Here is a 17746-nt window from a genome sequence, read left to right on the forward strand (position 1 = left end):
CCTCACGTGCGGCGCTGGGGATCGACGATGTCGCGCAGACCGTCACCCAGCAGGTTGAAGCAGAACACGGCGAACATCAGGGCAAGGCCGGGGAACAGCGCGATCCACCATTCGCCCGAGACGATGAAGGTGGCGCCCTCCGCCACCATGATCCCCCATTCGGAGGTGGGCGGGCGCACGCCGAGGCCGATGAAAGACAGGCCGGCGGCATTGAGGATGGCGTAGCCCATGGTCAGCGACATCTGCACCATCATGATGGGCAGGATGTTGGGCAGGATCTGCGTCAGCACGATGCGCCACTCGCTGTTGCCGGTGAGCCGCGCCGCCTGCACGAAGCCCGCCTGCCGCCGGATCGCCGCTTCCGAGCGGGCGACACGGGCATAGAGCGGGAAGTTGATGATGGCGGTGGCAATGACGATGTTGGTCACCGTGTTGCCCAGCGCCGCCACGATGCCCATGGCCAGCACGAACAGCGGGAAGGCCATAATGGTGTCGCAGATGCGCCCGACGATGCGGTCCGTCCAGCCGCCGAAGAAGCCGGCCGCGATGCCGGCGATGCCGCCCGCCGCAAAGACGAGGGCCACCGAGAAGACGGCGATGGCCAGGTCCAGCCGCGTCGCCACCACCACGCGGGAGAGGATGTCGCGTCCCAGTTGGTCGGTGCCGAACCAATGGGCGGCGGACGGCGGCTGGAGCGCCGCCATGGTGTTGGAGGCCAGAGGATCGTAGGGCACGAGGAACGGCCCGACCAGCGCCGCCAGCACCAGTACCAGCAGCATGAAGAAGGCGAGGCCGGTGACCGGATTGTCCGAGATGACGTAATGCGCGTGCTTCAGCGTGGCCATGAGGCCGCCGCTGGAGCGGCGTCGGGCGGGGGCGGAGGGAACGGCGGTCATGCTTCGCTCCGGGCGCGCGGGTCGATGATGCCGTAGGCAAGATCGATGATGAGGTTGAGGGCGACGTAGAGGATCGCCATGGCGAGTACGAAGCCCTGCACCGGGGCGAAGTCGGAGGTGATGAGCGCCTCCACCGCATAGGAGCCGATGCCCGGCCAGGCGAACACCTTCTCCACCAGCACGTTGGCCCCCAGCAGGAAGGAGAACACCATGCCCAGCGTCGTCACCACGGGCAGCATGGCATTGCGGAAGGCATAGGTGATGATGACGGTCCTCGACGTCAGACCCGCCGCCCGCGCGGTGCGCACGAATTCGGACGCGAGCACCTGGAGCATGGAAGCGCGGGTGATGCGCGCGATGGGCGCGAGCGCGAAGATGGCCAGCGTCAGCGCCGGCACCACCAGTTGCGCCAGCGCGGCGCGGAACGTCTCGCCGTCCAGCGCGATCAGGCTGTCGATCAGGTAGAAACCCGTCACCGTCTCGGGCGCGGAGAAGAAGACGTCGAGCCGCCCCAGGGGCGCGGGCGCCCAGCCCAGGCGGAAATAGAACAGATAGACCAGCAGCAGGCCGGTGAAGAACACCGGCAGCGAGACGCCCGCCGTGGTGATGATCCGGCAGGCGTGGTCGATCCAGGACCCCTGCTTCACCGCCGCGGCGATGCCGAAAGGCACGGCGATGACCAGGGCGAGGATGAGGCCCGAGAGGGTCAGCTCAGCGGAGGCCGGCAGGCGCGTGGTGATCTCATGGGCCACCGACTGGCCGGTGGAGAGCGAGGTGCCGAGATCGCCCTTCGCCAGCGCCGAGACATAGTCCACGAACTGCACAGGCAATGGCTTGTCGAGGCCGAGCTTGGCGCGGATTTCGGCAATGGCCTGCGGCGTCGCCGCGGGGCCGGCGAAATAGGCCGCCGTATCGCCCGGCAGCACGCGGGTCAGCAGGAAGGTGACGATCACGACGCCGATAAGGCTCGGTATCGCTGTGGCGAGACGACTGGCAATCAGCTTCAGCACGGCACCCTCCCTTCCCTGTTCCCGGCTGCGGGACAGCAGGGACGGCAGACCGCCGCCCCCGCCGTCCCGGCCCGCTCCCCCGCAGGAGCAAGTTCCGTGCCTCAGCCCTTCTGCAGGGCGCGATAGTCGAGGCGACGGTGAAACCAGTATTCGTAGCCGGTCACGTTCTTCTGCATGGCGACGTTCACATAGGGCTGGAACAGCGGCACGCGGGGGACGTCGGCGAAGGCGAGATCCACCATGCCCTTCACGTCGGTGTCATAGGCCGCCTTGTCGCCATTGGCCGCCGCGGCGCGGGCGCCATCGATGAACTGGTCCATGGCGGCGGACTGGTAGCTCATGGTGTTGAATACGGAATTCGAGCCGTGATAGCACCAGAAGAAGAAGTATTCCGGATAGTCCAGCCAACCTGAGAACACGTTGGTGAAGAGCGGAAGCTCCTTCTTGTTGAGCTCGGTGCGCCAGTTGGCGCCGGGGATCTTGTTGATCGTGGTCTTGATGCCGATCTGCCCGAGGCTCTCCTGCACCAGCACGCACAGTGGCTCGTTAATGCCGGCGAACCCGAGATCGAAGGACAGGGTGGTCTCGAAGCCGTTGGGATAGCCCGCGTCGGCCAGCAGCGCCTTGGCCTTGGCGATGTCGGTCTTGTACTTAGTGGGCTGCGGCCACTTCACCTGGGTCTGGTAGTCGGCGGGCGCCCCGAACATGGGATTGGCGAGGCCGAACAGCACCGCCTCCATGATCTTGTCATAAGGCAGCGCATAGGCCACCGCCTGGCGCACCTTCGGATTATCGAAGGGCGGCTTGGTCACGTTCATGCCGATATACTGCACGCCGTTGGAATAGGGCGTGGAGATGATGTTGAGCTTGGAATTGCCCTTCAGCTCGGCGAAATCCTTGTTCGGCAGATCGTAGGAGATGTCGGCGTCGCCGCGCTCCAGCAGCGCCCGGCGGTTGCCGGCGGAGGGCACCATGCGCCAGATCACCCGCTTGATCTTGGGCAGCGGGCCGCCCTTCCAATTCTCGAAGCGCTCGAAGATCACCTCGGTGCCGGGGGTCCATTTGGTGACCTTGTAGGCGCCGGAGCCAACCGTGTTCTGCTTGGTGTATTCGAGACCCCAGGGGTCCTGAGCCGTGGCGTTCTTCTTCACCAGCTCGGAATTGATCACGCAGGGCACGATCACCGCGAGATCGGGAATGGTGAGGCGGTCCTTGCGGATGAAGTCCACCCGGACGGTGCGGTCGTCCACCACCACGAACTGCTCCGGCTTCTCCAGCGAGCCCGCCTTCATCTGGAAGGTCGGGAAGCCGCCCACCGAGACGGCGCGGTCCAGCGACCACTTCACGTCCTTGGCGGTGACCGGCGTGCCGTCCTGGAAGGTGGCGTCCTTCTTCAGCTTGAACGTCACCGACATGTCGCCGATGCTCATGTCCTCGGCCAGTTCGCCCTCGAACTTGTCGCGGTCGTAATAGGGCGTGCCGTTCACGTCCTTCATGGGATGGGTGATGAGGCGGTCGTAGCAGTTCCAGCTCGCCTCATAGCCGGGCACGTTGGTGCCGACGCCATGGATGTCGAGATTGTTCGGCCCGCTTTCGGAGACGATCAGCAGCGTCTCCGCCCGCGCCTGCGCCTTGGCCGGGGAAAAGACGGCCGGGGCCGCCACGGTGGCGCCCGCTGCGGCGGCGGTGGCGGAAGCGGATGTCAGAAACTCACGGCGGTTCATAGGCTGGGGTCCCCGTCTCTGGCCAACTCAGGCCTAGCTATTCAAGGGGCATGCCAATTGTATGCTTATATCTGATACATATTATATATCATGTGCTTAACAACGATAATGTGCCGACCTCATGCTGCCGACGAACGCCGAACTGACTGATAATTAATCAATTGACGCGCATTTGTATGCAAATGCACCAAGCCGGGCCCTTCTGGGGACGCGGCCCCGGCTCAGATGGCCGGGTCCACCGGGCGTTCGGAGGGAAGAGGCGCGCTGGCCAGATGCTCGGCCATGAGACGCCGGTAGCGCAAAGCCGAGAACGGCAGCATCGCCAGATAGATCACGCTGCATACGGAGAGCACCAGCCAGGGATAGCTGGCCAGCAACCCGGCGAAGACCGCGAACAGCAGGAACAGCGGCAGCACCATGTCCCGGCGCACGCGCTTGCCCAGCGTCTTGCCCGACCACGCCGGCACCTTGGAGATCATCAGCACGCCGATGGCGAGGCAGTAGATCAGCGCCATGGGCGCGCTCAGCCCCACATGCGGCAGGCCGAGCAGTTCCAGATAGACCGGCAGCAGCACGGTGATGGCGCCGGCCGGCGCCGGAATGCCGGTGAAGAAATCCCCGGCGAAGGCGGGACGGTCCGGATCGTCCAGCATCACATTGAAGCGGGCAAGGCGCAGCGCCGCGCAGATGGCGAAGATCAGCGCCCCGATCCAGCCGATGGACCCCACTTCGTTGAGGCCCCAGAGATAGAGCAGGAGCGCCGGCACGCAGCCGAAATTGACGAAGTCGGCCAGGCTGTCCAGTTCCGCCCCGAAGCGCGAGGTGCCCTTCAGCGCCCGCGCGAGGCGCCCGTCCACCCCGTCCAGCAGCGCGGCGAACACGATGGCCGCCAGCGCCAGCTCCATGCGGTGCTCGATCGCCATGCGCACCGCCGTCAGGCCCGAGCACAAGGCGAGCAGCGTGACCATGTTAGGCAGCAGCAGGCGCAGCGGAATGCGCGCGAAGCGGCGTGGCCGCTCCTGCGGCTGGCCGTTGGGGTCGAACGGGGGGAACGGCAGGCTCATCGGACCCTCACGAGACGCGGAAGGCGATGTCGCGGGCGGCGGTGGCCGTATAGTCCGCGAGCACGGTTTCGCCAGCGGTGGTGATCTGGCCTTCGGACACGAGGACGCGGGTGCCGACCGGCAGATAGACATCCACGCGCGAGCCGAAGCGGATCAGGCCGAACCGCTCGCCGGCGCCGATGTCCTCGCCCTCATGCACGAAGCTCACGATGCGCCGCGCGATGAGGCCAGCGATCTGCACCACGCCCACCGGGCCGTGCGTGCCGCGCACGATCAGGCCGTTGCGCTCATTGTCCTCGCTCGCCTTGTCGAGGTCGGCATTGAGGAACAGGCCCGGCTTGTAGGCGATCTTCTCGATCCGCCCGCTCACCGGGGAGCGGTTCACATGCACGTTGAACACGTTCATGAAGATGGAGATGCGCATCAGCGGGGTCTCGGACAGGCCGAGTTCGCGCGGCGGCAAAGCCAAGCCGACCTGGGAGATGCGTCCGTCGGCCGGCGCCACCACCAGCCCGTCCCGCAGCGGCGTCACCCGCTCCGGGTCGCGGAAGAACAGCGCCGTCCAGATGGCGAGCCCCACCGCCAGCATGCCGAAGAAAGTGGAGACCATCAGCAGCCCGATGGCGATGACCACGGCGATGGCGATGAACGGATAGCCTTCGCGGTGGATCGGCACGAGAGACTTGCGGATCGAGGTAAGGAGGGACACGCCGGTCTCCGGATGGGGGCCGCGCGGCGGCCGGGACAGCGCTCACAGGTAGTAGCGCCCTGCCCCCTCGTCAAATGGCGATACGGCGCAACCGGCCGGCGGCCGGCCTCACATCACCCGACGGGCCGGCATCGGGAACTTGGCGTCGATAACCTCGATGCCGCCCGCCTCGTGATAAGTGTGGATGCCCGTCGCCGGCAGGCGTCCGCGTCGGGGCACGTCGTCCGGGGTGATGGTGAGCACCTCGTGCTCGGCATAGACCTCCGGCGTCAGCACATCCACGGCATGGAACTCAAGGGCGCGGCCATAGGTGCCGGAGCCGTCCTGGCTCGGGCGGAACAACTTCCCGCCGCGGCGGAACAGGGCGCCGCCGCAGCGCGCGCTGCGCACGTCGTTCGACAGCGGATTCTGCGGGTGCGGCTGCCACGGGCCGTCCAGCGTGTCGGACGTGAACAGATGCAGGCTGGTGGCCCGGCTGCGCAGGTCCACCAGGGTCGCGAACAGATACCAGAGGCCGGCCTCGCGCCACAGGGCCGCGTCCACCACGCTGCCCTCGCAGAGCACCTGGGCCTTTTCCCATTTCAGCGGGAAGTCCACCACCCGGTAGAGCGCCAGTTCGCCGGATTCGATGCTTTCCGGCATCATGTAGACCTCCCCGTCCCATTCGAAGACCTGGGGAAAGGACAGGTGCTTGCCGGTGCTCAGGCAGACCTGCGGCGGCCCGATGCCGGTCTGGCGGATCTCCGCCACCGAGATGACGGCGGGATCGTTGCCATAGCTGTCATTCTCGAAGAAGAGGTAGGGTCGCTCGTCCCGCCAGAAGACGAAAGGGTCGGCATAGACATGCCCCTGGGGCGAGGCGAGGAAGTGGAAGCCGGTGAGATCCGCCCGCCCCTGATCCGGGTTGACCGCGAGCCCGCCCAGCGGCTCCCGTCGCCGCAACGCGATCTGCCAATGCTCCACCTGCCGGGGCCGCAGGCGCTGGGCCAGCTTGCGGAAGAAGGTGCCCAGCAGCCAGCCCAGCATCTCTCCGTTGGTCGGCGTCCGATACAGGGCGCGCCGCCCGCGATACGGCCTCGGCGGATAGGCGCGGGCGATGAGGTGCTCGAACCCCTTCTCGTGCAGCATCTTCAGCTTGGCGATGACGAAATGCGTCGAGCCCCAGAACACCTGGACGCGGTTCCGCCGCAGCGAGATGGACAGATCGGTGGCGAACAGCCCCTTTTCCAGCACCAGCCCACCGTCGAGCTGTTCGTCGAGGATTTGCAGCACCGCGCCGGACAGCGGGTTGCGCTCGGCCATTTCCCAGAATTGCGGCGGCGCGCCACGATAGAATTCCGGATCGCCGTGGTGATAGGACCAGATGCCGTAACGGGCCGCGCCAAGGATGTCGCCGCGCAGGATATTGAACCCGAAGCGCAGCAGCACGTCGATCCTGTGCGCCCGGATGGCCTCCACCGCCTCGGGCGGGAAGCGGTGCACGAACCCCTTGGTCTGCGGCTGTACGGTCAGGCTCTCGATGCCGGCGAAGGCCCGGCTGCAATCCACCATGCGCAGGGGATCGAGGGTGCTGTCCCCGGCGATCCAGTCTTCCAGCTTGGTGTAGGCGGCATAGCAGAAGCGCCGGCGCAGGGCGCGATCACGCAGCATCCGGAAGATACGCGCCAGCAAGGAGCGATGCTTGAGAAAGCCCGCCTGCGCACCTTCCTGGCGCACGATCAGGACGATCTCGGCAAAATCGCAGGCCCGGACATGCTCGATGACGGCAGCAGCGGCGGCGGTGACATAGTCGCCGTCCACCAGAAGCCCGATCCGCAGCTTGGGCGCGGTGCTCTCGGACTTCAGATACAGAGCTCCGATCACCGCCCCGCCCTTATTCCCCAACGTCAGCGCGCGGCTTTAGATTGCACATCTCGCGCAGAGCTGACCATGCCTTTCCCGCACCATGCTGTTTTTTCGCTGCGGGTTCCGCCTTCTAGCAGCCTTACCTGCCGCAGGCGGTCCGGCAAGCCCAGCCCGCGCGCTCACAAAGCCGTTACCTGGGTGCCGAGGGCCGGAAACCTCAGGCAGCCGTGCTCGGCTCCTCGTGATGCGCCACCAGCCGTTCATCCGGCGTGCCCGGCTCCGGTTCCCCCGGCACAGGGGAATCGGAGGCGGCAAGGAGCTTCTGGCGGGCATCGTCCGCGTCGCGCTGGCGCTGCCAGAGGGCCGCATAGAGCCCGCCGCGGGTCAGCAGCTCCGCATGGGTGCCGCGCTCGGCCACCCGGCCCTGCGACAACACCAGGATCTCGTCCGCATTGATGACGGTGGAGAGCCGGTGGGCGATCACCAGCGTGGTGCGCCCACGCGAGACGCCGTCCAGCGCATCCTGGATCTCCCGCTCGGTATGGCTGTCCAGCGCCGAAGTCGCCTCGTCCAGCACCAGGATGGGTGGCGCCTTGAGGATGGTGCGGGCGATGGCCACCCGCTGCTTCTCACCGCCGGAGAGCTTCAGCCCGCGCTCGCCCACCTCTGTCTTGTAGCCCTTGGGGGTGGCCTGGATGAAAGCGTCGATCTGCGCCAGCCGGGCAGCTTCCACCACCTCGGCGTCCGAGGCGCCGGCGCGGCCGTAGCGGATGTTGTAGGCGATGGTGTCGTTGAACAGCACCGTATCCTGGGGGACCATGCCGATGGCGGCGCGCAGGCTGTCCTGCGTCACCTCGCGGATGTCCTGGCCGTCGATGGTGATGCGCCCGCCGGTCACGTCATAGAAGCGGAACAGCAGGCGCGAGATGGTGGACTTGCCCGCCCCCGAGGGACCGACGATGGCCACCGTGCGGCCGGCCGGCACCTCGAAGGAGACCCCCTTGAGGATCTCGCGGTCCGGATCATAGGCGAAGCGCACATCCTCGAAGCGCACCGTGCCGCCGGACACCTGGAGCGCGGCGGCGCCCGGGGCGTCCTCGATCTCCGGATCGCGGGCGAGCACGCCGAACATCGCCTCGATGTCCACGATGGCCTGCTTGATCTCGCGATAGATCATGCCGAGGAAGTTCAGCGGCTGGTACAGCTGGATCATCATGGCGTTGATCATGACGAACGCACCCAGGCTCTGCCGCCCGGCCCGCACATCGAACGCGGCCATGACCATGGTGATGGTGAGCCCCACGGTAAAGATCACCGCCTGCCCGGCATTGAGCCAGGCCAGCGAGGTGAAGGTGCGCACCGTGGCCTTCTCGTAGCGCGCCACCGACTTGTCGTAGCGCGCGCCCTCCCACTGCTCGGCGCCGAAATACTTCACCGTCTCGTAGTTGAGCAGGCTGTCCACCGCCTTGGTGTTGGCCTCGGTGTCGCTTTCGTTCATGTCGCGGCGGATGGCGATGCGCCACTCGCTGGCGGCATAGGTAAACCATGTGTAGAGCGCCACCGTCGCCGCCACCACCGCCACATAGCGCCAGTCGAAGGCGAACATCAGCACCACCAGCACCAGCACCATCTCGACGATGGTGGGGGCGAGCTGGAGCACGAGCATGCGCACGATGGTCTCGATACCCTCGCGCGCCCGCTCCAGCACGCGGGTGAGCCCGCCGGTCTTGCGCTCCAGGTGGAAGCGCAGGGACAAGGCGTGCATATGCTCGAACGTCTCCAGCGCCAGCTTGCGCACCGCATGCAGCGCCACGGCGGCGAAGATGCCGTCGCGCAGCTGGGTGATGCCGGCCATGACGATGCGGCTGAAGCCGTAGGCGACCGTCAGCAGGACGGGGGCGGCCAGCAGCCAGGCGAAATCCGCGTCGTGCTGGCCGTCGGGAATGTGCGCCAGCGCGTCGGTGGCCCATTTGAAGATGAAGGGCACCGCCATGGTGGCGAACTTGGCGAGGAACAGCAGCACGGAGGTCGCCATCACCCGCATCTTCAGGTCGGCGCGGTCGGCGGGCCAGAGATAGGGCCAGAGGGCGACGATGGTGCTGCCAAGCGCGCCCTTGGCGGCCGAGACGCCCTTGAACAGCCGGCGGCGGGAGGCCGCCGCCACGGGCCGGGGCGTTGAAAGATCAGTCATGGATACCCACTTCAAAAACTGCGGCGACGGCCGGAATGCCATCCAGAGGACCGGCCGCACCCAGGCGGAGCCCTTCGAACAGAGCCTGCACATCGTCGCGCAAGGCGGCGAGCGCAGCCTTGTCGATGCAGTAGCACGTGCGTGATCCGCTCACGCTGGCACGGATCAGCCCCGCTTCGACGAGGATCTTTATGTGTTGCGACACGGTGGATTGCGCCAGGGGCAGGCCGCGAACGATCTCGCCGCACATGCAGCTGTCCTGGCGCGCGAGTGTCTCCAGCACGGCGAGCCGGGCGGGATGGGCCAGCGCCCGCAATTGCGTGGCAAGGCGGTCGCGTCCAAGGTCCGGGACATTGGGAGGGGGCTGCGCGTTCATCGTTCATCGCCGATAAACGATGAAGATGACAATCACAAGGCAATCACGTCATTTGGACGTCGTTGCCATCGGCAATTTTGAAAGGAGCCGGCCGCGTGTCATGGCCGGAACGGATTGGTGAACACACACGATACAGCAGGGTCCATGGCCAGCATTCACAGCGTTTGCGTCTATTGCGGCTCCTCGCACGGCTCCGATCCGCGCTTTGTCGCGCAGGCCAGGGCCTTCGGCGCGGACCTTGCCCGCAACGGCGTCCGCCTCGTCTATGGCGGCGGCGGCATCGGCCTGATGGGCGAGGTGGCGACCGCCACCGCATTGGCCGGCGGCAAGGTCACGGGCATCATCCCGGAGTTCCTGATTTCGCGCGAGCGCGCCTTCGCCTATGAGGCGGAAATGATCGTCACCGCCGACATGCACGAGCGCAAGCGCCTGATGTTCGAACGCGCCGACGCGTTCGTGGCATTGCCGGGCGGGGTGGGCACGCTGGAGGAACTGGTGGAGCAACTCACCTGGGCGCAGCTCGGGCAGCACGCGAAGCCCATCCTGGTGCTCAACACCGGCGGCTTCTGGGACCCGTTCCTGAGCCTGCTCGACCATATGCGCTCCAGCGCCTTCATCCACGCCACCAACCCGGTGAACCTCTTGGTGGCGGAGGAGGTGAGCGAGATCCTGCCCCGGCTTCGCGCCGCTGCGGCCGGCGTCTCCGAGGACGAACTGCACACGCCGCGCGACGCGGACGTGGTGGCCCGGCTCTGAGGCGGGGCACCCCGGAGATCCCTGCGCAGAATTCGACGCACCTGCCAGCCGGAAAGCCAGACTTTGCAAGCATCACCACTCTTTCGACGACCCGACTTATGGGCCTAGGTATTTAATCCCATAAACTCCTTCCCCGCCGCATCCGCGGCGTGGAGGGATGACGATGCTTGACCCCGAGGACTACAGCGCGCTCCTGCGGCTGCGTTGCGACGTCGCCTTCATCCGCCTCCAGGTCAAGCTGCTGCGCCTGCAATTGGCGCTGCGCTACGATGAAAACCAGCCCCGCGCACCCGCCGGCACGCCGATCGGCGGGCAATGGATCGACGGCGGCGGAAGCGGCAGCGGCGCAGCCCGCGCGCGCATCGGACAGGCCCGCTCCCCGACGCAGGCCGATACGACCCAAGACGCCCTTCACGCCGAGGGCTGGCGCGCCCTCGGCCGGGACTACCGGCCGGATGGTTCGCTCGCCCGCGAACTGGTGGCCGGGCCTGACGGCAGCCGCATCTACTCGGAATACGCCCCGGCGGGCGGGGATAGCGCCTGGAACACGCGCCACCTCATCGAGGGAGCCGATGGCAACATCCTGATCGTCGAGAATGCCGGCGACACCCAGACCATGTTCGACGGTCGGGGGCAGGCCATCAGCCAGAGCGTCTGGGGCCAGCACGGCCTGGAGACGGTCCCGCTGGTGCAGCCGGCGTTCCTGCCTTTCTTGGCGGTCCCTGCCGTGACGGCGACCGTCGAACTGGCGTTCACCCTCTTCGCCGCGAGGGCCGCGCTCAATGCGCTCAACGGCGGCGACCAGCCGGTGATTGCCTTCAATGCGCGTGAATACAGCGGCGCCCAGGGAAAAGGGCTTGAATTGAGCTATGTCGGCGAGCAGACTTTCGAAAAAGTGAGAGACCAGTGCCGAGGCATGAAAAAGGTACAAGGTCAGACGAATTCCGCCACCATTGACGCAGGAGATAAAAATAAATACTCGTCCCCGGCAACATATGGCACGGCTGTACATACCATTCTAAAAAATAAAATATCAAAAGACAGATCTGGACGATATTTGGCTGAAAAATCGCTACTTAAATCAAATCAAGAGGGAGAAGGAGTTTACGGAAGGTTAGGCACCATCCGAATCGATGTACTTGAGGACGCTGGAAATGGCGACGTGTGCGTATATGATATTAAAACAGGCAAGAGCCGATTAATTCCGGGACGGATGAAAGAGATAGCCGAAAACGTCCACAAATTCAAAAAAGATGCCAACCGTATTTTTGTCATAGAGATAAGGCCCACAGAATGACAACTATCTCAGACATGAAACGGCTTGCGGAGCCCCTGCTGGAACGAAACCCTGATCTCTTCATGGCGCGGCGCCTTCTTGTGCTGAAACCCGTTCACCACATCCTGCGCGCCATCGATCTTGAGCAAACGCTCGACCCGCAGGGATTCACGCCGCAATTCGGAGCCACCTATCTCTTCGTGCCGCGGACTTCGGGAGGCATTCGGTGGGACGTCTTGATCCGGGCCACGGACGATGAATCTTGGGTCATGACGAACCCCAACGTCCAGCAGATGCTGACGCAAGAAGTCGAAAAGGTCCTTCCCATTCTTCGCTCGATCCAAACAATTGATGATTTCATGACGTTTACCCACGCCCCCTATACGTTCTTTGAACCATGGGATGCCGGGGTGGAACGGAGCCTCGTCTTCAATGCCGCTCTCGGCAATCTCGAAGAAGCACGGGAATGCTGCGCCCGGCTCAAGGAACTCGCCTCAACACGGAGCGCTGGCCCCACCGATGATCGTCCTATTGTCCCCGAAGCCCTCTGCCCGCTGCTCGCGAAGGACGACCGCGCCGGCATCGCGCGCCAGCTGACCGAGTGGGAGCAAATCTCCGCTCGTACGTTCAAAATCGAGAAATACTGGCAGCCCTCGCCCTTCCCCATCGAGGCCCAAGCACCCGAAATCGACCCAACCGCTGGCGCCTGATTTTTTGAGACACCATTAGCCGGTTTTGTGTTCGCGTGAAATGCGAGGTGATTGATTAAGACCGAGTATTGAAATTCATATCGATAAGCTCAAAGCTAACCTTTAATGTCCTTCCGCAATCAGCCTGAGGCCGCCGCACAATGACGACGATAAAGCAGGCTCAAACGGTTGCACGGAAATTTCTTGGGCGGAATCCAGATGCGGTCATGGTGCAACGCCATATCGTCCTAAAGCCGGTAGGACACATCCTGCGCGCCATACATTTGAAGCGGACCATCGACAAAGCGTCATTCGATCCGGATTGGGGCGTGACGTACATGTTTGCCCCCCGCCGGAATGGCGGAATAGGCTGGGATGAATTCATACAGCGACGCACGCGTCACTCCTGGCGGATTGACGAACCCGGCCTCGATGAAGAACTCGCCGAACGGATCGAAGAAGTAGCCCTCCCTATATTGCGGTCCATCACGTCCATTCAGGATTTCATGGACCTGACAGCGTCAGGCCGCCCCCTATTCCCGCACTGGGCCGCCATCCCTGCCCGCCGGTTGCTGTTCGAAGCCGCGCTCGGAGACCTCGAGGGCGCGCGACGGACCTGCTGCCTGCTGTGGCATCCGAAGTTGATGCCGCGCAACGCCCCCAGCGGCGACGACCTGCTCGATGTTCCGCAGAAACTCGGTCCGCTGCTTGCCGAAGACGACCGGGCGGGCATCGCGCGCCAGCTGACCGCATGGGAACGGCAGTCCGCCCAAAGCTTCAAAATCGAGAAATACTGGCAGCCTTCGCCCTTCCCCATCGAACTCCAGACGTCCGGCACCACCCCCGCACCGGGCGCTTGAGACACGCGGGGCTCAGCCCGGCGCGCCGCTTTGCAGCAGCTTCCAGGTGATGGAATCCAGCAGCGCCTCGAAGGAGGCGTCGATGATGTTCGGGGAGACGCCCACCGTGGTCCAGCGCGCGCCGGTCTCGTCCGAACTCTCGATCAGCACGCGCGTCACCGCCTCCGTGCCTCCGTTGAGAATGCGCACGCGATAGTCGGTCAGCCGCAGCCCGGCGATATAGGGCTGGTATTTGCCCAGATCCTTGCGCAGGGCCACGTCCAACGCGTTCACTGGGCCATTGCCCTCGGCGGCGGAGATGAAGGTCTCTTCGTCCACCTTCACCTTCACGATGGCTTCCGCCACCGTCGCCATTTCGCCGCGCGCATTGTAGCGGCGCTCCACATTCACGCTGAACCGCTCCACGGCGAAATAGTCCGGCACCGAATGCAGCATGCGCCGCGCCAGCAAGGCGAAGGAGGCGTCCGCCGCCTCATAGGCATAGCCCAGCGCCTCGCGGCCCTTCACCTCGTCCAGCAGGCGGGACAGGCGCGGGTCGGCCTTGTCCACGGCCACCCCGAGCCGCTCCAGCTCGGCCAGCACGTTGGACTTGCCTGCCTGGTCGGAGACCAGCACGCGCCGCCGGTTGCCCACCGTCTCCGGAGCCACATGCTCGTAGGTGGAAGGATCCTTCAGGATGGCGGAGGCGTGGATGCCGGCCTTGGTGGCGAAGGCGCTCTCGCCCACGTAAGGCGCATGCCGGTCTGGCGAGCGGTTGAGCATCTCGTCCAGCGTGCGCGAGACGTGGCCGATCTCGGCCAGCGCCTCCGTGCTCACGCCGGTCTCGAAGCGCGCCGCATAGTCGCCCTTCAGCAGCAAGGTCGGGATCAGCGAGCACAGATTGGCATTGCCGCAGCGCTCGCCGAGGCCGTTCAGCGTGCCCTGGATCTGGCGGGCGCCGGCGCGCACGGCGGCGAGCGAATTGGCCACAGCCTGTTCGGTATCGTTATGCGCATGAATGCCGAGATGGTCGCCCGGCACGCGCTCGGTGACGCGCCGCACGATGGCTTCCACCTCATGGGGCAGCGTGCCGCCATTGGTGTCGCACAGCACCACCCAGCGCGCGCCGGCCTGATAGGCCGCTTCCGCGCAGGCCAGCGCGAACTCCGGCTTCTCCTTGAAGCCGTCGAAGAAATGCTCGCAATCCACCAGCGCCTCGCGCCCGGCGGCCACCGCAGCGGCAACGCTTTCGCGGATGGAGGCGAGGTTTTCCTCCTCGGTCGTCTCCAGCGCCACCCGCACCTGGAAGGCGGAGGCCTTGGCGACGAAGCAGATGGCGTCCGCCTCGGCGGCCAGCAAAGCGGCGACGCCGGGGTCGTTGGACACCGAGCGACCCGGCCGCTTGGTCATGCCGAACGCCGCCACCTTGCCCTTGGAGGCACGGCGCTGGGCAAACAGCTGGGTGTCGGTGGGATTGGCGCCGGGATAGCCGGCCTCCACATAGTCGACGCCCAGCCGGTCCAGCAGGCCGATGACGTTGAGCTTGTCGGCCAGGGTGAAATCGACGCCGTTGGTCTGCGCGCCGTCGCGCAGCGTGGTGTCAAACAGATAGAGCCGCTCGCGGGCAGGCGCCAGATGCTCGGCGGGCACCGCCGCCTCGGGCGTGGCAAGGCTGGTGGTCATTGCACCGCGCTCCCGTCCCCGAGGCGCTTCTCCACCGTGGTGGTGCCGAGCCAGGCGGCGCCGAGGGGAACCGTATTGCGACGCTGGGGAACATAGCCCCGCTTCTGGAAGAAGCCGAGCGCCGTGTCGCTGGCGTCCGCGGAGAGGCTCTGCGAGCCACGGGCCTTCGCCAGGGTTTCGGCGGCGGTGCACAGCAGGGTGGCCACCCCCTGCCCCACCGCATCCGGATGCACGTAGAGCAGGTCGATGGCCTTGTTGTCCTTCAGCGCGATGAAGCCCACCGGCTCGCCCTCGCGCGTCGCCACCAGGGTCAGCCGCTCGGCGAGGCGAGCGCCGAAGTCCGCCTCGTCCTCGGCCACCTCGACCCAGGCTTCCTGCTGGTCGGAATCATAGTCCTCCGACGTCAGCTCAAAGACCGCCGCGCGCAGGATGGCGGCGAGCACCGGCGTGTCGCCCGGCAGCGCCGGGCGCAGCGCGATGGCGGGGGCGCCCGCGCTCATCGCGCCAGCTCCCAGCTCGTCGTTCCGTCCTTGTTGTCCATCAGTACCACGCCCTGGGCCGCCAATTGCTCGCGGATATGATCGGCGGCGGAGAAGTCGCGGGCCTTGCGCGCCGCATTGCGCTGGGCGATCAGCTCGGCGATGGCCTCGGGGTCCACCGCCACCGCCGCCCGCTGGCGCGCGCGCCACTGGGTTTCCGTCTCCTCCAGCAGGCCCATGAGGTTGGCGGCGCCTTTGAAGCGGCGCTTGAGGGCGGAGGAGGCGTCCTCATGCTCTGCCACCTCGGCGAGATGGTGCAGGTGGGTGATGGCGGAGGGCGAGTTGATGTCGTCGCCCAGCCGGTCGGCGATCTCGCTCTCGAACGGATTGTCCTCGCCGGTCTCCGCCTCCACGTCGCCGATGACGCGGTACCACTTGTCCAGCGTCTTGGCGGCAAAGCCGATGCCCTGGCGGGTCCAGTTGATGGGTTGGCGATAATGGGTGGACAGCATGGCGAGGCGCAGCACCTCGCCCGGCCAGTCGGCCAGCAGTTCACGGATGGTGACGAAGTTGCCGAGCGACTTCGACATCTTCTCGCCTTCCAGCAGCAGGAAGCCGTTGTGCATCCACACCTGGGCCATGGTGCCGGTGCCGAAGGCGCAGCGCGACTGGGCGATCTCGTTCTCATGGTGCGGGAAGACGAGGTCGATGCCGCCGCCATGGATGTCGAAGGTCTCGCCCAGGTGGCGCCACGACATGGCCGAGCATTCGATATGCCAGCCCGGGCGACCGGGGGTCTCGATGCCGCACGGCGAGGGCCAGCCCGGCTGCCCCTCGGCGCTCGGCTTCCACAGCACGAAGTCCATGGGATCGCGCTTGAACGGGGCGACGTCCACGCGGGCGCCGTTCAGCATCTCGTCCAGCGGGCGGCGGGAGAGCTTGCCGTACTCCGGCATGGCCGGCACGCTGAACAGCACATGCTCCTCGGCCACGTAGGCATGGCCGCTGGCCACCAGCCGCTCGATCAGCGCCTGCATCTCGAAGATGTGCTCGGTGGCGCGCGGCTCCACATCCGGCCGCAGGCAGCCGAGGGCCGCCGTATCATCGCGGAACCAGGCGTAGGTCTCTTCCGTCAGGTCGCGGATGGAGATGTTCCGCTCGGCGGCGCGGGCGTTGATCTTGTCGTCCACGTCCGTGATGTTGCGCACATAGCGCACGTGCGCCGCCCCATAGAGCCGCCGCAGCAGGCGGTAGAGCACGTCGAACACGATGACCGGACGCGCATTGCCGATATGGGCATGGTCATAGACCGTCGGCCCGCACACATACAGGCGCACGTGGTTCGGATCGAGCGGGCGGAAGGGATCCTTCGACCGCGTCAGCGTATTGTAGAGCCGCAGCTCCATCTGGTCCGCTCCCCTGTGGGCCGGCCCGGCGGCAGTGGCGCCGGGCGGCTGACGAGCCGCTTGTCACGGCTTTCCAAACGCTCCCGTCCCGCTGGGCCGGTGCGTCCATTCTTCCTCGTCAGGGATGCAGCAAGGGACGGCCGCGGCCAGCTTTCAGGGCTAACCGCAAATAATCGGCAGCAAAGTGCCGGAGAAAGGTCCGAGGCCGTTCATGGCGGCGGACAATGCTGGGACGGGGGCACGCCGTCAAGCCCTTTCACGTTTACGGGGGCAGGCGTGCCCTGCCGCTCCGAGAGGGTTGACCGGCGCGCCGGGCGAAGGCTATGCCGTGCTGCACTGCAAATGGGAATCGCGCGCTCGCCGAGAGGGCGGCCTGCGGCACATCCCGTCCCTGCCGGTTCCCCAGCGGAGGCCCCAGCCTCCGGATCAAAGGTCGCCGTCCATCCCATGACGAGCTTCGCTTCCCGGTCCCGCTCCGGGCTCCTGCCGTCCCGTCCGCGCAGCGCGGGCCTGTGGCTGCTGATCGCCGGCAGCCTGGTCGCCGGCACCGCGGCCCTGGCCGCCGATACCCGCATCTTCCTGATCGAGAATTCCGACGGCTACGGCGTGGACACCTGCCTCGCCAATGGCGAGCCCTGTGGGGCGGAAGTCGCCAACGCCTGGTGCCGCACCCATGAGTATGGCCGCGCGCTGGACTTCGGCCGCATCGCGGTCACCGGCTCCACCGGCGTCACCACCATCGCCCGCGGCGAGAGCGAGGCCAAGAGCCCGGTGGTGGCCATCGCCTGCACCCGCTGACCGGC

16 protein-coding genes are annotated in these 17746 nt (G+C 66.0%); 5 read left to right on the top strand and 11 right to left on the bottom strand.

What is annotated here, in order from left to right:
- Positions 1 to 2: 2 nt before the first annotated feature.
- From YU1_RS0103235 to YU1_RS27730, 8 genes are all read right to left on the bottom strand, one after another.
- Positions 3 to 896 carry an ABC transporter permease gene (locus YU1_RS0103235; RefSeq protein WP_029002842.1) on the bottom strand — a complete coding sequence of 298 codons (894 nt, stop codon included), beginning with the start codon at positions 894 to 896 and terminating at the stop codon, positions 3 to 5.
- On the bottom strand, positions 893 to 1906 hold the full coding sequence (locus YU1_RS0103240; RefSeq protein WP_029002843.1) for an ABC transporter permease: 1014 nt from the start codon (positions 1904 to 1906) through the stop codon (positions 893 to 895). The genes YU1_RS0103235 and YU1_RS0103240 overlap by 4 nt, the downstream gene beginning before the upstream one ends.
- Positions 1907 to 2007: 101 nt before the next feature.
- A complete protein-coding gene (locus YU1_RS0103245) occupies positions 2008 to 3630 on the bottom strand; it encodes an ABC transporter substrate-binding protein (RefSeq protein WP_029002844.1) in 1623 nt (540 codons plus the stop codon).
- Between the two features lie 221 nt (positions 3631 to 3851).
- On the bottom strand, positions 3852 to 4694 hold the full coding sequence (pssA, locus tag YU1_RS0103250) for a CDP-diacylglycerol--serine O-phosphatidyltransferase (protein ID WP_029002845.1): 843 nt from the start codon (positions 4692 to 4694) through the stop codon (positions 3852 to 3854).
- Between the two features lie 7 nt (positions 4695 to 4701).
- Positions 4702 to 5442, bottom strand: a complete 741-nt coding sequence (locus tag YU1_RS0103255) for a phosphatidylserine decarboxylase (RefSeq protein WP_280790687.1) — start codon at positions 5440 to 5442, stop codon at positions 4702 to 4704.
- Between the two features lie 69 nt (positions 5443 to 5511).
- Positions 5512 to 7266 carry a glucosamine inositolphosphorylceramide transferase family protein gene (locus YU1_RS31745; protein ID WP_051356426.1) on the bottom strand — a complete coding sequence of 585 codons (1755 nt, stop codon included), beginning with the start codon at positions 7264 to 7266 and terminating at the stop codon, positions 5512 to 5514.
- A 199-nt stretch (positions 7267 to 7465) separates the two neighbouring features.
- Complete coding sequence (locus YU1_RS0103265; RefSeq protein ID WP_035713532.1) at positions 7466 to 9439, bottom strand: ABCB family ABC transporter ATP-binding protein/permease; 1974 nt, start codon at positions 9437 to 9439, stop codon at positions 7466 to 7468.
- A complete protein-coding gene (locus YU1_RS27730) occupies positions 9432 to 9815 on the bottom strand; it encodes an ArsR/SmtB family transcription factor (protein ID WP_051356430.1) in 384 nt (127 codons plus the stop codon). Before YU1_RS27730 ends, YU1_RS0103265 begins: the two co-directional genes overlap by 8 nt.
- Positions 9816 to 9959: 144 nt before the next feature.
- On the opposite strand from YU1_RS27730, the gene YU1_RS0103275 reads away from it, so the two are divergent.
- The 4 genes from YU1_RS0103275 to YU1_RS0103290 all read left to right on the top strand — a co-directional run bounded on the left by YU1_RS0103275 (position 9960) and on the right by YU1_RS0103290 (position 13396).
- Positions 9960 to 10571 carry an LOG family protein gene (locus tag YU1_RS0103275; protein ID WP_029002848.1) on the top strand — a complete coding sequence of 204 codons (612 nt, stop codon included), beginning with the start codon at positions 9960 to 9962 and terminating at the stop codon, positions 10569 to 10571.
- 157 nt (positions 10572 to 10728) lie between these two features.
- On the top strand, positions 10729 to 11868 hold the full coding sequence (locus YU1_RS0103280; RefSeq protein WP_029002849.1) for a hypothetical protein: 1140 nt from the start codon (positions 10729 to 10731) through the stop codon (positions 11866 to 11868).
- On the top strand, positions 11865 to 12557 hold the full coding sequence (locus tag YU1_RS0103285; protein ID WP_156921942.1) for a hypothetical protein: 693 nt from the start codon (positions 11865 to 11867) through the stop codon (positions 12555 to 12557). The genes YU1_RS0103280 and YU1_RS0103285 overlap by 4 nt, the downstream gene beginning before the upstream one ends.
- 206 nt (positions 12558 to 12763) lie before the next feature.
- On the top strand, positions 12764 to 13396 hold the full coding sequence (locus tag YU1_RS0103290; protein ID WP_029002851.1) for a hypothetical protein: 633 nt from the start codon (positions 12764 to 12766) through the stop codon (positions 13394 to 13396).
- Between the two features lie 12 nt (positions 13397 to 13408).
- Here the strand turns inward: YU1_RS0103290 and cimA are convergent, their stop codons facing one another.
- Genes cimA through cysS form a run of 3 tightly spaced genes read right to left on the bottom strand, consistent with a single transcriptional unit; the run spans position 13409 to position 16943 of the window.
- Positions 13409 to 15058, bottom strand: a complete 1650-nt coding sequence (gene cimA, locus YU1_RS0103295) for a citramalate synthase (RefSeq protein ID WP_051356432.1) — start codon at positions 15056 to 15058, stop codon at positions 13409 to 13411.
- Positions 15055 to 15558 (bottom strand): GNAT family N-acetyltransferase, encoded by a 504-nt coding sequence (locus YU1_RS0103300; RefSeq protein ID WP_029002853.1) that lies wholly within the window; start codon positions 15556 to 15558, stop codon positions 15055 to 15057. Before YU1_RS0103300 ends, cimA begins: the two co-directional genes overlap by 4 nt.
- Positions 15555 to 16943 carry a cysteine--tRNA ligase gene (cysS, locus tag YU1_RS0103305; protein ID WP_029002854.1) on the bottom strand — a complete coding sequence of 463 codons (1389 nt, stop codon included), beginning with the start codon at positions 16941 to 16943 and terminating at the stop codon, positions 15555 to 15557. Before cysS ends, YU1_RS0103300 begins: the two co-directional genes overlap by 4 nt.
- Positions 16944 to 17390: 447 nt before the next feature.
- Here cysS and YU1_RS0103310 point away from each other — a divergent pair, with 447 nt between their 5' ends.
- Positions 17391 to 17741 (top strand): hypothetical protein, encoded by a 351-nt coding sequence (locus YU1_RS0103310; protein WP_051356434.1) that lies wholly within the window; start codon positions 17391 to 17393, stop codon positions 17739 to 17741.
- The last annotated feature ends 5 nt before the right edge of the window (positions 17742 to 17746 follow it).

It is taken from the genome of Azorhizobium doebereinerae UFLA1-100, from assembly GCF_000473085.1.
GTDB lineage: Bacteria > Pseudomonadota > Alphaproteobacteria > Rhizobiales > Xanthobacteraceae > Azorhizobium > Azorhizobium doebereinerae.

Bases quoted from the DNA above. Each gene is read 5' to 3' on its own strand.
- YU1_RS0103235 (WP_029002842.1), bottom strand. From the start codon at position 896: ATGACCGCCGTTCCCTCCGCCCCCGCCCGACGCCGCTCCAGCGGCGGC.
- YU1_RS0103245 (WP_029002844.1), bottom strand. From the start codon at position 3,630: ATGAACCGCCGTGAGTTTCTGACATCCGCTTCCGCCACCGCCGCCGCA.
- pssA (WP_029002845.1), bottom strand. From the start codon at position 4,694: ATGAGCCTGCCGTTCCCCCCGTTCGACCCCAACGGCCAGCCGCAGGAG.
- YU1_RS0103265 (WP_035713532.1), bottom strand. From the start codon at position 9,439: ATGACTGATCTTTCAACGCCCCGGCCCGTGGCGGCGGCCTCCCGCCGC.
- YU1_RS27730 (WP_051356430.1), bottom strand. From the start codon at position 9,815: ATGAACGCGCAGCCCCCTCCCAATGTCCCGGACCTTGGACGCGACCGC.
- YU1_RS0103275 (WP_029002848.1), top strand. From the start codon at position 9,960: ATGGCCAGCATTCACAGCGTTTGCGTCTATTGCGGCTCCTCGCACGGC.
- YU1_RS0103280 (WP_029002849.1), top strand. From the start codon at position 10,729: ATGACGATGCTTGACCCCGAGGACTACAGCGCGCTCCTGCGGCTGCGT.
- YU1_RS0103285 (WP_156921942.1), top strand. From the start codon at position 11,865: ATGACAACTATCTCAGACATGAAACGGCTTGCGGAGCCCCTGCTGGAA.
- YU1_RS0103290 (WP_029002851.1), top strand. From the start codon at position 12,764: ATGGTGCAACGCCATATCGTCCTAAAGCCGGTAGGACACATCCTGCGC.
- cimA (WP_051356432.1), bottom strand. From the start codon at position 15,058: ATGACCACCAGCCTTGCCACGCCCGAGGCGGCGGTGCCCGCCGAGCAT.
- YU1_RS0103300 (WP_029002853.1), bottom strand. From the start codon at position 15,558: ATGAGCGCGGGCGCCCCCGCCATCGCGCTGCGCCCGGCGCTGCCGGGC.
- cysS (WP_029002854.1), bottom strand. From the start codon at position 16,943: ATGGAGCTGCGGCTCTACAATACGCTGACGCGGTCGAAGGATCCCTTC.
- YU1_RS0103310 (WP_051356434.1), top strand. From the start codon at position 17,391: ATGACGAGCTTCGCTTCCCGGTCCCGCTCCGGGCTCCTGCCGTCCCGT.